This is a genomic window from Streptomyces sediminimaris, assembly GCF_047049295.1.
Taxonomy (GTDB): domain Bacteria; phylum Actinomycetota; class Actinomycetes; order Streptomycetales; family Streptomycetaceae; genus Streptomyces; species Streptomyces sediminimaris.
In genome coordinates this window covers 6,373,127-6,388,900 of the sequence record NZ_JBJWOT010000001.1, presented here as the reverse complement: position 1 = coordinate 6,388,900, position 15,774 = coordinate 6,373,127, and the positions used below count along the sequence as shown (strand labels likewise).

The following is a 15,774-nucleotide window of genomic DNA, read 5'->3' as shown; positions in this document are numbered from 1 at the left end:
GCGGAGAGTGAAAGCGGACTCAACCACTCCTCACTGTCGGCTCAGGGCGCGGGGAACCTTCGCTCGTTGCGGTCGATCTTCGCGCTCAGCGCCGCGAGCGGATCGATGCCCAGCACCTCGCACAGCTGCAGCAAGTAGGCGAGGACGTCGGCGACTTCGTCCGTCACACGGTGGGCGGTGTCCGGGTCCTCCATGACCCGGGCCGACTCCTCCGGCGTCAGCCACTGGAAGATCTCGACCAGTTCGGACGCCTCCACGCTGAGGGCGGCGACGAGGTTCTTGGGGGTGTGGTACGGCTGCCAGCGGCGGGCGGCCGCGAAGTCGGCCAGCCTGCGCTGCAACCCCGCCACGTCGAGGGGTTGGTGCGGGGTTCCGGCCCGGGGGCCCTGGGGATCGCTCACGGGTCCAGGTGTACCACCGTGACTCCGTCCGTCCCCGCGCCCGCCGTGCCGTCCGCCCCCGTGATCCACGACGTGTCGCTCACCGCCGCCACCATGCGGATGTGGCCGCGCAGGCCCGTCCGCGCGGCGAGCCGCAGCAGCTCCCGCCGCTGCCGCGGGTCGAGCGAGCGGTCGAAGCCGTCGGCGAGGACGGTGAGCGTCTGCATCGCCGCGGGCACCTCGCCGGCGGGGTCCACCTCCAGCACCCCCGGGCCGGTCAGCAGGACCAGGGCGAGCGCCAGGTACCTCAACTCGCCGTCACCGAGGCGGCGCAGAGCCGTACGGAAGCCGTCGCCGCGGTCGAGCACCGCCCGCACGGTGCCGTCGCCCAGCGGTTCGGCGAGTACATCGACCACCGGACCCGGGCATCCGGCGCGCACCGCGTCGACGAGCAGGGCGTGCCGGCGTCCGCACTCGGCGCGGGTGCGCCACAGCACGTCCGCGAGGTTGTCACAGCCGCCGAGGAGCCGGCCGGAGCCCATCGGCACGGGGGACCGCATCCGCCGGGGGCGCGGATCGCAGGCGAAGGCCGACCGCAGGGCGACCACCATCTGCTCGGCGGCGGCCAGCACCCGGCGCTGCCCATCGGTCTTGCCGGCCACACGCAGGGGCAGCAGCGCGGTGCCGAGCCGGTCGTCGGGCAGCGGGGCGCGGGTCACCGGGGCCGAGCCGGCGGTGTGCCAGGCGGCCTGCACGGTGCGGCGGGAGGGGTCGCGCAGGGCGGTCTCCAGCAGCACCACCCCGTCGGCGGTCAACCGCTCGCCCACGACGCGCAGTTCCGGCTCGGCCTGCACGGCGACGTCGAGCCGGACCGGCCCCTCGGGCCCGTCGGCGGTGCACCCGATGCGGAATCCCCGCCGCCGCTGCGCGTCGGGCCGTGCCCGGTCCGGCACACACGCCCCCGGGTCCGGGAACACCTCCCCGACCTCGGCGCCACCGCCGAGCCGCGCGAGCGCCTCGTAGGCCCGCAGGGCGGTCGTCTTGCCCCGCCCGCTGCCGCCGGCGAGCACGGTGACCGGCCCGAGCCCGAACCCGGCCCCCCGGTGCCCCGCGAAGGCGGACAGCCGCAGCTCGGTGAGACAGGGGCGGACGAGGTGTGGGCGGTCCGCAACGCCGCGCTCCGCCTCGGCGCGGTCCACCTCGGCACGCTCCGCCGGGGCTCGGTCCACCTCGGCACGCTCCGCCGAGGCGCGCTCCACTCCGGCTCGATCCACCCCGGCGCAGTCCGCGGACCGCGCTCCCGCCGCGGACGCGCGGGCGCCCTCGCCGGGCCCCTCATACGGCTTGGCCTCGTACGGCTTCGCCTCGTACAGCTTCGCCCCGGACGGCTTCGCCCCCGACGGCACAGGTGACACGGTCATGTCCGGACCGTAGATCCAGGTGTGCCAGGTGAACCGTTCCGTCGTCGGGAGCTTCCTACGATCGGGGGACCGGGGTCAGACTCCGGGCATCCCGGCGCCCTCCATCACGCCGGTGACCTCGGTGTCCGCCGGGGTGAGCAGGAAGACGTTGCGGTCGACGCGGTGCATGCCGCTCGCCAGGCCGAAGACCACGCCGGTGCTGAAGTCCAGCACACGCTTGGCGACTTCGGACTCCGCGCCGGTGAGGTCCAGGAGGACGGGGACGCCTGCCATCAGGGTCTCGGCGACGTCCCGGGCGTCGGCGAAGACGTTCACCCGGAGCACCACGAAGCGGCGGCGCGTCTCCGTCTCCGCCTCGGGCAGCGAGCGGTGGTCGACCGCTGACGGCCAGGCGTCGCGTCCCCGCAGCGGCACGACCTGCGCAAGTCCCGCCCACTGCTCATCGGTGACGTCGTGGCTGTTCACCGGTTCCCCCAACTGATCCGCGCTCCATGCCTGCACCAGCCAATTCTTACGGCATGTCACCCGTTCAGCCGAACAGCGACACGGTCCGCGACCGCCGTGACCGTTGCGGGGCAGCCGGACGGAACCGTCCGGAACGACCGGATTCCTGCCCGGTCGGGGCTTCTTACCGGGCTCACACCCGGCTCTTCACCCCCGGCCATGTCCCGGTCACCGGGCGTGGCTAGCGTCCCCTGACGTGCACGTGGCAGAAGCGCAGCTGGTGGCACCCGGTCGGCGGTCGCCCTCGGTGGTGTCCTCCCCCCTCCCGGAACCGCCCGCCCAATGGCACCGCGTCCTGACCCTGCTGGCGGACGTCAGCCTCTTCATCGGCACCCGCTCGGTGTGGACCCAGGCGGCCGGCCACCGGCTGCCGGTGGCCGCGGCGATCTCGGTCTGCTACGCCTCGATCCTGGTCTGCGGGGTGCTGACGCCGGTGGTGCGCCGGGCCCGTTCGCTGGCGCGGCTCGACGGCTGCGTCCTGGTCACCGCGGTCACGCTCGCCCTGTGCGCCTGGGTGATGAACCACGGCGGCTCCGACGAGGCGATCCTGACCACCCAGGCCGCCCACGAACTCGTCGCGGGCCACCCCGTCTACGGGCAGCCCTGGCCCTGGCTCTTCCAGCACGGCGTCGCGCTCACCACCACCGTGAGCGGCGGCTACGACTACACCTACGGCTATCCGCCCCTGGCCCCATTGCTCACCGTGCCGCTGCTGTGGCTGGGCCACGGCGGCGCCCCGGCGACGGCGGTGAGCACCGGCGCCCTCGTCGTGGGCACCGTGGTGCTGTGGCGGATGCTCCCCACGCCGTGGCGGTCGGCGGCCACCATGGCCTGCCTCGGCTTCGGCTTCCTTCCCTCCTACGCCCGGCTCGGCTACCCGGCGATCACGGCCCTGGCCCTGCTGATGCCGGTGGTCGTGCACTGGCCGCGGATCGGGCGCGGCGGCCGCCTGGGGCCGGCCGGCGTGGCCCGGGCCATGTGCCTGGGTGCCGCGTGCGCGGCGCAGCAACTGCCCTGGTTCCTGGCGCCGTTCCTGCTGGCCGGGATCTACGCGGTGCGCCGGGGAGAGCTGGGCCGGCGTGCCGCGGCCCTGGTGATCGCGCGGATCCTCGGCATCGCCGCCGCGGTATGGCTGCTGATCAACACGTACTTCGCCGTCAGCGAGCCGGGGACCTGGATCACCGGCATCGCGCTGCCGCTGACCCAGGGGGCGACCCTGCACGGGCAGGGCCTCGGGGACATCTCCCTGTACTTCACCGACGGCAGCGACCGGCTCGACTGGTACGCGCACGCGAGCGTGCTGCTGGCCGCGGCCCTGCTGGCGCTGCTGGTGCTCTTCATGCGCCGTCTGGGGCCCGCGGCGACCGTCCTGCCCTGGTGCGCCTTCTACCTGGCGACCCGCTCGCAGGACGGCTACTACCTGATGATGACGCCGCTGTGGCTGGCGGCGGCGGTCACCGCTCCCCTGCCGGAGTTCGCCCGCGCCTGGCAGCCGCGCCCGCGTCCGCTGCGCGGCCCGCACCGCCGTACGGCGCTGATCGCCGCGTCCGTGCTCCTGATCGCCCCGGCGCTGGTGAGCGCGGCCGTGGCGGCCACCGGGGCGCCGCCGCTGCGGATGCGCGTCGTCGCGGTGCGGCGCCCGTCGGCGAACGTGGTCTCCCGGCTGACACTCCAGGTCACGAATGTGGACGACACCGCTCTGACGCCGCATTTCATGCTCACGAGGAACCAGGGCTCCGGCGCGTACTGGTCGCTGGTGCGGGGCCCGGCCACGGTGCCGGCCCACAGCACCGTCCAGGTGGAGATCCGCCCGGCCTCCGGGACGTACGTCCTGCCCGCCAAGCCGAGCACCCACGTGCGCCTGCGGGCCTTCACGGCGACGCCGCAGACGCTGTCGAGCAGCTACGTCCGGCTCACCTCCGGCTGACGGAACGCGCCGGCTCCCCCACATCCGCCGCCTCCACAGCCTTCGCCACCTCCGCCGCCTCCGCAACCTTCGCCGCCTCCGCAACCTTCGCCGCCTCCGCCGCCCCGCCACCTCCGCCGCCTCCGCAACCTTCGCCGCCTCCGCCGCCCCGCAACCTCCGCCACCTCCGCCGCCCCGCGAAGCTTCGCCACCTTCGCCTCCGCCGTCACAGGGCCTCTTCCGCTCCACCGTCACACGGCCCTCTCCCGCGGCGTGGGCCCGGACCGGCCGGAGACGGTGCCCGGTCGCTGCCGTGACGCGCCGGGAGGCCGGGGACGCGATGGCCGGCGGAACGGATGGCCCGGCCGCGCCTGGGTACCCGGCCGTCCCGTTCATCTCTTGCCGTACGGCGACCGAAGGAGGGCCTACATGGGCGCATCGGACCTGCCCGCACCCGTCGTCCGCAGGGCGGCCGAGCCCCCTGTCGACACCGCGCGGCTCGAGGCCGCGCTGCGTGAACGGGTCGACGGCGAGATCCGTTTCGACGCCGGCAGCCGGGCCGCCTACTCCACCGACGCCTCCAACTTCCGGCAGACCCCGATCGGCGTGGTCGTGCCCCGCACCCCCGAGGCGGCCGCCGAGGCGGTGGCCGTCGCGCGCGAGCACGACGCCCCCGTGCTCTCGCGCGGCGGCGGGACCAGTCTGGCCGGGCAGTGCACCAACGCGGCGGTGGTGATCGACTTCTCCAAGTACTGCCACCGGCTGGAGTCCGTGGACGAGGAGGCCCGCACCTGCGTCGTCCAGCCCGGCATCGTCCTCGACGAGCTCAACCGGCAACTCGCCCCCCTCGGGCTGCGCTACGGCCCCGAGCCCGCCACGCACGCCAACTGCTGCATCGGCGGCATGATCGGCAACAACTCGTGCGGCGCCACCGCCCAGGCGTACGGCAAGGTCGTCGACAACATCGCCCGCCTGGAGGTACTGCTCTACGACGGCACCCGCTTCTGGTGCGGCGAGACCAGTGACGAGGAGTACGCCGAGATCGAGCGGCAGGGCGACCTGCGGGCCTCGGTCTACCGCAGGTTGCGCGCCCTGCGGGACCGCTACGGCGACGAGGTGCGCCGCCGCTACCCGGACATCCCGCGCCGGGTCTCCGGCTACAACCTGGACTCGCTGCTGCCTGAGCACGGCTTCGACGTCGCCGGGCTGCTCGTGGGCAGCGAGTCGACCCTGGTCACCGTGTTGCGGGCGGAGCTGGAACTGGTGCCCGTGGTGCGGGAACGGACGCTGGTCGTCCTGGGCTTCCCGGAGATCGCCGCCGCCGCCGACGCCGTACCGGCGATCCTGCCGTACGAGCCGATCGCGCTGGAGGGCATCGACGCGCGGCTGCTCAGGGACGAGCGGATCAAGGGGCTCAACCCCAAGGCGCGGGAGCAGATGCCCGACGGGAACGCCTTCTTGATGGTGCAGTTCGGCGCGGACACCGTCGAGGAGTCCGACGAGCGGGCCCACCGGATGCTCCGGGGGCTGCACGAGTCCGAGCACGAAGCCGAGGTCGCCTTCCTCGACGACCCGTCCGACGAGGACGCGTTGTGGCAGGTGCGGGAGGCGGGACTCGGGGCCACCGCGCACGTCCCGGGGCACGCCGACACCTTCGAGGGCTGGGAGGACTCGGCGGTGGCCCCGGAGAAGCTGGGCGACTACCTGCGCCGTCTGACGAGCCTCTACGAGGAGTTCGGCTACCTCAGCGACACCGGGCCCAGCCTCTACGGCCACTTCGGGCACGGCTGTGTGCACACCCGTATCCCCTTCGACCTGTACACGGCCGACGGGGTGGCGGCCTACCGGCGGTTCATGGAGCGGGCGGCGGACCTGGTCGCCGAGTTCGGCGGGTCCTTCTCCGGGGAGCACGGGGACGGGCAGAGCCGGGGCGAGCTGCTGCCGCGGATGTTCGGGGACGAACTGATCGGCGCCTTCGGCCGGTTGAAGGCCGTGTTCGACCCGCACGACCGGATGAACCCCGGGAAGGTCGTGGCCCCCTACCGGCTGGACGAGAACCTCCGCCTCGGCGGCGACTGGGCCCCGTACGCGCCCCGCGACCTGCACTTCCGGTTCCCGGACGACGGCGGGTCGTTCGCGCAGGCCGCCAACCGGTGCGTGGGCGTGGGCAAGTGCCGGCAGCAGACCACCGACGGCGGCTCGGTGATGTGCCCCTCGTACCAGGTGACGCGGGAGGAGGAGCACTCCACCCGAGGGCGGGCCCGGCTGCTGTTCGAGATGCTCGACGGGCACGGCGACAGCGCCGTCAAGGACGGCTGGCGCTCGCAGGAGGTGCGCGACGCGCTCGATCTGTGCCTGGCCTGCAAGGGGTGCAAGAAGGACTGCCCGGCCGATGTCGACATGGCCACCTACAAGGCGGAGTTCCTCTCCCACCACTACGAGGGGCGGCCCTGGCGCAGGCCCCGTTCCGACCTGTCCATGGGCTGGCTGCCGCTCGCGGCCCAGGCCGTCGACCGCCTCCGGCTCGGCCCGCTCGTCAACGCCCTCACCCACACCCCGCCGCTGGCCAGGGCGGCCCGCGCGATCGCGGGGGTGGAGGACCGGGAGGTGCCGCTGTTCGCGCGGCAGTCGCTTCAGCAGTGGTTCGCCGCACGCCGTGAGACCCGCGGCGACGGATCCCGCGGCAGCGTCCTGCTGTGGCCGGACACCTTCACCAACTTCTTCCACCCGCACATCGGGCGCGCGGCGGTGGAGGTGCTGGAGCACGCGGGGTGGCGGGTCGAACTGCCGCAGGAGCCGCTGTGCTGCGGGCTGACCTGGATCTCCACCGGCCAACTCGACGTCGCGGAACGGGTGCTGACCCGCACCGTGCGGCAACTCGCCGGACACGTCCGGGCCGGTGGGCTCGTGGTGGGGCTCGAGCCGAGCTGCACCACCGTGTTCCGTTCGGACCTGAGCGAGCTCTTCCCCGGCGACCACGACGCCCGCAGGCTGTGCGAGCAGACGGTGACGCTCGCCGAACTGCTCACCGAGCACTCTCCCGGCTACGAGCCGCCGCGGGTGCCGGACCGTTCGGCGCGCGCGCTGGCCCAGGTGCACTGCCACCAGCACGCGGTGCTCGGCTGGAACGCCGACCGGGAACTGCTGGCACGGGCAGGCGTCGACGCCGAGCGGCTGGACTCCGGCTGCTGCGGGCTGGCCGGGAACTTCGGCTTCGAACGCGGCCACCTCGAGGTCAGCGAGGCATGTGCGGAACGGGTCCTGCTGCCCCGGCTGCGCGAGGAGGACGAGGGGACCGTCCTCCTCGCGGACGGCTTCAGCTGCCGTACCCAGGTCCACGAGTTCGACAGCGGCGGCCACGAGGGGGTGCACCTCGCGGAGCTGCTGGCCTCGGGCCTGCCCAGGGGCGCGCACGGCAGCGCCTACGCCACGGGTCCGGGCGTGCGGCCCGCCCCGCCGGGACGACGCGCCAAGGCCCTGACGCTGGCCGGGGCAGGGCTGGGCGCGGCGCTCACCGCCGCGGGGATCACCCGCGGGCTGCGGCGGTAGCGCCCCTCAGGGGGCCTTGCCGGAGCGGCCACGCACCGGGACGAACGCGCCCGCCGCCGGCCCGGCACGCCTGCGGCCGGCCCCGGCGCACCCGCCACCGGTCCGGCGACCGCGAACCCGGCCGGCGGAGTCGCCGCTGCCGGAGGAGGCGGACGCGGCCCCACAGCCGCCCGGCGGCTTCGGCAACGGAGCCGCCGGGCGCCTTCGGTACCGCCGCCCCGAGGCACCCAACCGCTGTCCGCTCCCCCGCCGCCCCCGCCGCCGCTGTCGGCGGGCAGCGCGCACGGCGCGGCGGACACCGCCACGCCCGGGAACGGCCGTGCCGCCCGTCTGCCGACGCGCACCGGTGCACACTGAGACCCCACCGAGCGACCCCACCGACCGAGCGGCCAGGACGGTGACGGAATGCGTGTCCGGATCGACGGCGTGGGCTGACCGGACGCGCCTGCGCGGGCCCGACGACGGCATCCGGCCGTACAGGGTCCCGCACGCCCCGTACACGGTCCCGCACGTGTCACACGGTCCCGTACGTGTCGTAAACGAACCCGCACGTGTCGTAAACAGACCCCGCACGTGTCGTAAACAGACCCCGCACGTGTCGTAAACGGACTCCGCACGGACGGACCCGCACCTGGCCGTGCCGCGCCGGGCCGGCCGGACCGCTCGGCCCGCGGCCCGGCGCCCCCGTGCGGGAAGGGCTGCTGGTGGGGCGCCCGGGCGGGCCGACGAGCGCGGTCGCCCCCGGTGCGCGCGGGCAGGATCGGCGGAGTGGCAAAACTTGGCGGGTTCATTTTCTTGAACTATTCGTGTTTGTGCGGCTAGGTTGATGCCATGACCGCGTCCCAGACCCCGAACACCGCCGCTGAGCTGCGCGGTGCCGGCCTGCGGGTCACGGCTGCCCGCGTAGCGCTGCTCGAGACCGTCCGCGAGGGCGACCACCTCGGTGTGGAAGCGATCGCGTCGGGAGTGCGCGACCGCGTGGGCCACATATCCCTCCAGGCCGTGTACGAGGCTCTCCACGCGCTCACCACGGCAGGACTCGTCCGCCGCCTCGAGCCGCCCGGCAGCCCGGTCCGGTTCGAGGGGCGGGTCGGTGACAACCATCACCACCTCGTGTGCCGATCGTGCGGAACCGTCGTCGACGTCGACTGCGCGGTGGGCCACGCCCCCTGTCTGACCGCCTCCGACGACCGCGGCTTCGCGGTCGACGAGGCCGAGGTCATCTACTGGGGCCTGTGCCCCGACTGTTCCACCGAAGCCCCCACTTCAGCACCGTGATCCACCCAGTTCGGAAGGACTGTCATGTCTGAGAACCCCGATGCAATCGTGACCGATCCCAAGGCGGAGGGCACCGGCGGCTGCCCGGTCGCGCACCAGCGTGCCGCGCACCCGACTCAGGGCGGTGGCAACCGTCAGTGGTGGCCGGAGCGGCTGAACCTGAAGGTGCTCGCCAAGAACCCCGACGTGGCGAACCCGCTCGGCAAGGACTTCGACTACGCCGCGGCGTTCCAGGCCCTCGACCTCGCGGCCGTGAAACGGGACATCGCCGAGCTGCTCACCACCTCGCAGGACTGGTGGCCCGCCGACTTCGGCAACTACGGCCCGCTGATGATCCGTATGGCCTGGCACAGCGCGGGCACCTACCGCATCAGCGACGGCCGCGGCGGCGCCGGCGCCGGTCAGCAGCGCTTCGCCCCGCTCAACAGCTGGCCGGACAACGTCAGCCTCGACAAGGCGCGCCGTCTGCTGTGGCCGGTCAAGAAGAAGTACGGCCAGTCCATCTCCTGGGCCGACCTGCTGGTCCTCACCGGCAACGTCGCGCTGGAGCAGATGGGCTTCGAGACCTTCGGCTTCGGCGGTGGCCGCGAGGACGTGTGGGAGGCCGACGAGGACGTCTACTGGGGTCCCGAGACCACCTGGCTGGACGACCAGCGCTACACCGGTGACCGCGAGCTGGAGAACCCGCTCGCCGCCGTGCAGATGGGCCTGATCTACGTCAACCCGGAGGGCCCCAACGGCAACCCGGACCCGATCGCCGCGGCCCGCGACATCCGCGAGACCTTCCGCCGGATGGCGATGAACGACGAGGAGACCGTCGCCCTCATCGCCGGTGGCCACACCTTCGGCAAGACCCACGGCGCGGGCCCCGCGGACAACGTCGGCGACGACCCCGAGGCCGCCCCGATGGAGCAGATGGGCCTCGGCTGGAAGAGCACCTACGGCACGGGCGTGGGCAAGGACGCCATCACGTCCGGCCTCGAGGTCACCTGGACCAACACCCCGACCCAGTGGAGCAACGGGTTCTTCAAGAACCTCTTCGAGTACGAGTACGAGCTGGTCCAGAGCCCGGCCGGTGCCAACCAGTGGGAGGCGAAGGACGCCCCGGAGACCGTTCCGGACGCCTTCGACCCGGAGAAGAAGCACCGCCCGACGATGCTCACCACCGACCTGGCGCTGCGCTTCGACCCGATCTACGAGCCCATCTCCCGCCGGTTCTACGAGAACCCCGAGGAGTTCCGGGACGCGTTCGCCCGTGCCTGGTACAAGCTCACCCACCGTGACATGGGCCCGAAGTCCCTGTACCTCGGCCCGGAGGTCCCGGCGGAGACGCTGCTGTGGCAGGACCCGCTGCCCGGGGCCGAGGGCGAGGCCATCGACGCCGCGGACGTCGCGGCGCTCAAGGCCAGGATCCTCGACTCCGGCCTGACCGTCCCGCAGCTGGTCGGCGCCGCCTGGGCGTCGGCGTCGACGTTCCGCGGCAGCGACAAGCGCGGTGGCGCCAACGGCGGCCGCATCCGCCTCGAGCCGCAGCGCGGCTGGGAGGTCAACAACCCGGACGAGCTCGCGCAGGTCCTGCGCACCCTGGAGAACATCCAGGCCGAGTTCAACACCGGCGCCAAGAAGGTCTCCATGGCCGACCTGATCGTCCTCGGCGGCACCGCGGCCGTGGAGAAGGCCGCCAAGGACGCCGGTGTCGAGGTCGAGGTGCCGTTCGCGGCCGGCCGAGTCGACGCGACCGACGAGCACACCGACGTCGACTCCTTCGCCGCGCTGGAGCCGCAGTACGACGGCTTCCGCAACTACGTCGGCAAGGGCAACCGCCTGCCGGCCGAGTACCTGCTGCTCGACCGCGCGAACCTGCTCGACCTGAGCGCCCCCGAGATGACCGTCCTGGTCGGTGGCCTGCGTGTGCTGGGCACGAACTACGACGGGTCGAAGCACGGCGTCCTCACCGAGACGCCCGGCAGGCTGACCAACGACTTCTTCGTCAACCTGCTCGATCTGGACACGACCTGGAAGTCCACCTCCGAGGACCAGACCATGTTCGAGGCGCGTGACGCCTCCGGCGCGGTTCGGTGGACCGGCACCCGTGCCGACCTCGTCTTCGGCTCCAACTCCGAGCTGCGCGCCCTCTCGGAGGTCTACGCGAGCGACGACGCGAAGGAGAAGTTCGTGACGGACTTCGTCAAGGCGTGGGTCAAGGTCATGAACCTGGACCGGTTCGACCTGGTCTGATCCCACCGCACCACCCACCAGGGCCGGCCCGCCTCGGGCCGGCCCTGGCTGTCCGCACGGGGCATCAGCGGGGGCGCGGCCTCAGCGGGGGACAGCGGGCACACCTCCCCACAGGTCACGGTCTCTCTCGCCACCGCCGCCGTCGCCGCTGTCGTCGCCGTCGCGGATGACGGCGGTGGAACCCGGCCGCCGGCAGGGCTGCCGTCAACTCAGCGGATCGTGACCCCAGTTCATCAGCGAGTACCGCCACCGCGTGTCCCGCACGTCCCCCGACGGCCGCTGGGCGAGATGGCGGCGGACGTAGCCGACGACCTTGCGCATGTGCCGGTAGTCGTCGTCCGTCAGATCCGCCTTCTTCGTCCGCAGGATCCGCGTGATACGGCGTCCTGAGGCGTGCCCGGTGGATTCGCCGCCGCCCTTGTGCCGGCCGGCGTCGCGCGACTCCTCGGACTCCAGCCACCTGTCGAGTTCGGCCGGCGTCATGTTCACCAGCTCACCGAACTCCGCACGGGTCTCGTCCCGCTCCTTGTCGTCCACGGCCCCTCACTTCTTCTTCAGCGCGGACGGCTTGTGCACCGCGGTCCCGCCGGACTTGTCGCTGCGGACCTTGTACTGCGGGTCGTCCGGCGACGCGTCCACCGTCCGGCCGGCCTCCTCGGTGCGCTCGGTGATCTTCTTCTCCACCTCGCCCTCGGCCTCGGCTCCATGGCTCTTCCAGGCGACCTTGTCGCCCTTCCTCAGCTGCTTTCCCTCACCGTGGCTCCTGCTCATACGGCCACTCCTTCTGGGACTCGGGGTTGATGCCGCCCTCCCCGGGACGCCTGCCGCCCGTCCGGGACCAGCCCGTGGCCTGGCCGGGTAGCCCTTCCCCGCCCGCGCGAAACGACCGAGGCGGCTACCGGGACCGCTCGCCCCGCCCTCCCGCGCCCGTGCCGGCCGCGGCGGTGTCCGGTCCGGAGCCGTCCCGGCCGTCGACCGCACCCAGCGGCAGCCGTACGGCGACCACGGCGCCGGCCGCGCTCAGCACGCCGACGAGGCCGAAGCTCAGCAACCACCCGCCGGAGCCGCCGCCGACCAGGACCAGCACGGCGGCGCCGACCTGGCTGCCGATGCCGCCGCCCACGCGGCGCACGGTGCTGTTGAAGGACGTCGCCACGGCCGCGTGCTCCTGGTCCGCGCCCAGCGAGGCGAGGGCGCCGCTGGCTCCGACGGCCAGGCCCACCCCGCACCCCAGGACGAACCCCGACGCGAGGAGGACGGTCACCGAACCGCTCACGGAGGCGGCGAATCCGGCGGCGCCCGCCGCCATCGCGGCCAGGCCGATCGCGAGCGGCCGTCTGGGGGTGCCGTTCGCCTGCACCCGTTTCAGGGCGGGCGCCGTGAGCAGCTGACCGATCGCGGTGGGCAGCAGGCACAGCCCGATCACGGTGGTCCGCGAGCTCAGCCCGTCATGGCCCTCCTGCACGAACCGCGGCAGCAGGTAGTAGGCGCCGAACAGCGCGAAGCCGGTGCACAGGGTGGCCGCGTTGGTCCACAGCTCGGTGGGCGAGCGCAGCGTGCGCGCGTCCACCAGCGGCGAGGGGGCCGCGTCCTCGTGCCGTACCCACCAGGCGCCCGCGCCGCCGGCGGCGGCGAGCAGCCCCGCCGGGATCAGCCACCCGGCCCCGTGCTGCCGCGGCGCCAGGGTCAGCGCCACCAGCAGGAGGGCCAGCGCCGTCCCGAGCCCGGCCGCACCGCCCGCGTCGAGCGGACCGGGAGACGGTCCGGGCCGCCCCGGCACCCCGCGCAGCACCGGGGGGACCGCCAGGGCGACGACCACCGCTCCGAGGACGAACACCGCACGCCAGGAGAAGGCCTCCGTCAGCAGCCCGGACAGGGCGAAGCCCAGGGCCGTGCCCAGCCCGAACCCCGCGGTGAGCACACTCGTCGCCGCCGCCACCCGCTCGGACGGCAGCTCCTCCCGCGCTATCGACAGCGACAGCGGATAGACCGCGCCGCCCAGGCCCTGCAGCGCGCGGAACCCGATGAGCACCGCCCCGGTCGGGGCACACGCGGCGCCGACGCTCCCGAGCAGGAAGACACCCAGCGCCGCGAGCAGCACCGCCCGCCGCCCCCACCGGTCCCCGAGCCGCCCGAGGACCGGTCCCGCGACCGTGGCCACCAGCAGGTAGCCGCTCAGCAGCCAGGCACCCCACGGGACCGCGATCCCGAGGTCCTTCTCGACGACCGGGATGACGGGCACGACGGCCGTCTGCTGGTAGGCGAAGGCCACCACCGCGACGACCAGGGGAACGAGCACCGAGTACCCGCCGTCACGTCCCCTCCACGGGAGCTGCAGGCGTGTCACCCGCCGCCGGGTACCCGGATGCAGACACCACGCACCTACCGGCCGGCACCCCTTGTCCGCCCGCTCGGGGAGACGGAGGCCCGGTTCAGCGCTGCAGGGTGAGGACGCCCGGCCGCCAGGGCAGCTGGTCGTAGGGGCCGCTCGCGGAGGGTGACTTGCCCTGGTAGAGGAACTGCAGGTGGCAGGGGTCGATGGTCATGGTCTGATCGGGGTTGTCGCGGACCAGGTCGCCGTGGCTGATGTCGTCGGTCCAGCCGGCACCGCTGTTGGCCTTGCCCGCGAAGGGGTTGCTCTCGGTGGCGGCCTGCGGGGTCCACGAGCCGCTCAGGCCGGAGGCCGTGAAGGAGCGGAAGTAGCGCTGCTCGCTCGCGCCCCGGGCCTCCACGATCATCAGGTACTGGTTCCGGTCCTTGACCTTGTAGACCTGCGGCGCCTCGAACAGGTTCTTCGTCGAGTCGCTCATGACCGTGGTGTACGACGAGCCGAAGTTGCCCGGGAAGTTCCCGATCGGCATGCTCGCCCGGTAGATCTTGCCGTTGTCACCGGCGAAGAACAGGTACATGTTCTGGCCGTCACCGATCAGCGTCTGGTCGATCGGTCCGGTGCCGGAGCCGGGGATGCTGCCGGTGAACAGCGGCTGCGGCGAGGACCAGCCGTTGGGGTTGGTGGGGTCGCTCGAGGTGCGGTAGACGAAGGGCCACGCGCCCCATTGGTACGCCAGCACCCAGATGTTCTTGGGCGCGAAGTAGAACAGCGTGGGAGCCACCGCGGCCTGGCTCATCCCGGTCTGGCCGGCCGACGCCATGTCCGACCAGTTCGTGAAGGGGCCGAACATCATCGAGCCGTACGACGAGCCCGAGACGTTCGACGCGTAGACCAGGTGCTTGCCGTTGTACACCACGTCGGTGAAGTCCTTCAGCGAGACCCACCCGTTCGCCGGCTGCGCCAACGCGCCCGTGGACGTCCACCGGTAGGCCGACGGGAGAGAACACGTGCCGCCCGGCGGGGCCGGGGTCCCGGACAGGCCGGTCCACTTCTGGTTGCTGCCGCCGTTGCAGGTCCAGATCTGCACCGCCGTGCCGTTGGCCGTACCGGCGCCCGCCGCCTCCAGGCACAGCCCGGACTCGACGCCGACGACCGTGCCGTCGGAGTTCACCCGCCACTGCTGGTTCGCCCCGCCGGAACAGGTCCAGATCTGCACCCGGGTACCGGCCGTGGTGGCGTGACCCGGAACGTCCAGGCACTTGTTGCCGTACACGGTGAGCTGGTTGCTGTCCGTCAGCGTCCACTGCTGGTTGGTCCCGCCCCAGCAGTCGTAGATCTGCAGATACGTGCCGTCGGTCCGGTCGGCGCCCGGCACGTCGAGACACCGGCCGGACCCCACACCGCGCAGGGCGCCGCTGGAAGCCGCCTGAGCCGGGGCGGCCACGAGCATCGCCGCCAACGCGGCCAGGGCCGCAACCGCGGCGGCGAGTACCGCAGACGGATGCCTGCGGCTGAGAATTCCTCTGCGCATGGAGACGTCCTCACCTTTGAGTGGGCGGTTCCGGTGGGCCTCGCCGGAGGCCGGCCGGACTGTCGGTGTGGTGCGGTGTGGTGCGGTGGTGCGATGTGGCGCGGTGTGCAGCAGTCCGTGAGCGCCGTCCCGGACGAGCAGGATTGACGAGGGCATGACATTCACGGAGACGCATGACCCCTGCGACTCCGACTCCGGGCGGCGCCACCCGGAATAGCCTCGCCGCGCGATGGAGCGGCTCGAAATGTTCGACATATCGAATAAAGGTCGAAACATCGAGCAACCTGCATGATAGGGAACCGACGAATGACGTCAACACCCCCCGCATCTATCGCCGCGGGTTCCGAAATATTTCGCTCTTTCACCGCCGAACTCCGCGCGCCACCCCGCCAAACAGCTGGCTTGTACGCCACTTGACGCCAGAGCGGAGCGTTGGGCGGACGACGCAGACACCCGGTCGACCTGCCTTCTCCATCCACCGGCAGCGACACCGGGAGGATCACCATCCACCCAACGCAGCTTCGAAACTTTCGTACAGCAATCGGAAATTTCTTGCGCGGGGAGTATTGACGGTCCACGGTCACCACCTCAATCATCCCTGTCTGAGCAACCGGGCCTGAGAAACCGGCCGTGGT

At 72.7% G+C, this 15,774-nt stretch carries 11 protein-coding genes; 4 read left to right on the top strand and 7 right to left on the bottom strand.

What is annotated here, in order from left to right; translation table 11 throughout:
* Positions 1-41: 41 nt before the first annotated feature.
* From ACJ9NR_RS29450 to ACJ9NR_RS29440, 3 genes are all read right to left on the bottom strand, one after another.
* Complete coding sequence (locus ACJ9NR_RS29450) at positions 42-401, bottom strand: nucleotide pyrophosphohydrolase (protein WP_412491940.1); 360 nt, start codon at positions 399-401, stop codon at positions 42-44.
* Positions 398-1,801: an AAA family ATPase gene (locus tag ACJ9NR_RS29445; RefSeq protein WP_412491941.1), complete on the bottom strand. Its 1,404-nt coding sequence runs from the start codon at positions 1,799-1,801 to the stop codon at positions 398-400. The genes ACJ9NR_RS29450 and ACJ9NR_RS29445 overlap by 4 nt, the downstream gene beginning before the upstream one ends.
* 75 nt (positions 1,802-1,876) lie before the next feature.
* The gene (locus ACJ9NR_RS29440; protein WP_412492389.1) at positions 1,877-2,266 is read right to left on the bottom strand and encodes a cell division protein SepF; all 390 of its coding nucleotides are present in this window, start codon (positions 2,264-2,266) and stop codon (positions 1,877-1,879) included.
* 259 nt (positions 2,267-2,525) lie between these two features.
* Between ACJ9NR_RS29440 and ACJ9NR_RS29435 the strand changes: the two genes are divergently transcribed.
* The 4 genes from ACJ9NR_RS29435 (at position 2,526) to katG (ending at position 11,276) form a co-directional block, all read left to right on the top strand.
* Entirely contained in the window at positions 2,526-4,232 is a 1,707-nt protein-coding gene (locus ACJ9NR_RS29435) for a hypothetical protein (protein WP_412492390.1), read from the top strand.
* A 408-nt stretch (positions 4,233-4,640) separates the two neighbouring features.
* Complete coding sequence (locus tag ACJ9NR_RS29430) at positions 4,641-7,760, top strand: FAD-binding and (Fe-S)-binding domain-containing protein (RefSeq protein WP_412491942.1); 3,120 nt, start codon at positions 4,641-4,643, stop codon at positions 7,758-7,760.
* A gap of 831 nt (positions 7,761-8,591) precedes the next feature.
* The gene (locus ACJ9NR_RS29425; protein WP_412491943.1) at positions 8,592-9,038 is read left to right on the top strand and encodes a Fur family transcriptional regulator; all 447 of its coding nucleotides are present in this window, start codon (positions 8,592-8,594) and stop codon (positions 9,036-9,038) included.
* Positions 9,039-9,062: 24 nt separating this feature from the next.
* A complete protein-coding gene (gene katG, locus ACJ9NR_RS29420) occupies positions 9,063-11,276 on the top strand; it encodes a catalase/peroxidase HPI (protein ID WP_412491944.1) in 2,214 nt (737 codons plus the stop codon).
* Positions 11,277-11,480: 204 nt separating this feature from the next.
* On the opposite strand, the gene ACJ9NR_RS29415 is transcribed toward katG, so the two are convergent.
* The 4 genes from ACJ9NR_RS29415 to ACJ9NR_RS29400 all read right to left on the bottom strand — a co-directional run bounded on the left by ACJ9NR_RS29415 (position 11,481) and on the right by ACJ9NR_RS29400 (position 15,139).
* On the bottom strand, positions 11,481-11,813 hold the full coding sequence (locus ACJ9NR_RS29415; protein ID WP_412491945.1) for a DUF3140 domain-containing protein: 333 nt from the start codon (positions 11,811-11,813) through the stop codon (positions 11,481-11,483).
* A gap of 6 nt (positions 11,814-11,819) precedes the next feature.
* On the bottom strand, positions 11,820-12,047 hold the full coding sequence (locus tag ACJ9NR_RS29410) for a hypervirulence associated TUDOR domain-containing protein (protein WP_412491946.1): 228 nt from the start codon (positions 12,045-12,047) through the stop codon (positions 11,820-11,822).
* Between the two features lie 124 nt (positions 12,048-12,171).
* Positions 12,172-13,623 (bottom strand): MFS transporter, encoded by a 1,452-nt coding sequence (locus ACJ9NR_RS29405; RefSeq protein WP_412491947.1) that lies wholly within the window; start codon positions 13,621-13,623, stop codon positions 12,172-12,174.
* An 85-nt stretch (positions 13,624-13,708) separates the two neighbouring features.
* Positions 13,709-15,139 carry a non-reducing end alpha-L-arabinofuranosidase family hydrolase gene (locus tag ACJ9NR_RS29400; protein WP_412491948.1) on the bottom strand — a complete coding sequence of 477 codons (1,431 nt, stop codon included), beginning with the start codon at positions 15,137-15,139 and terminating at the stop codon, positions 13,709-13,711.
* Positions 15,140-15,774 lie beyond the last annotated feature (635 nt).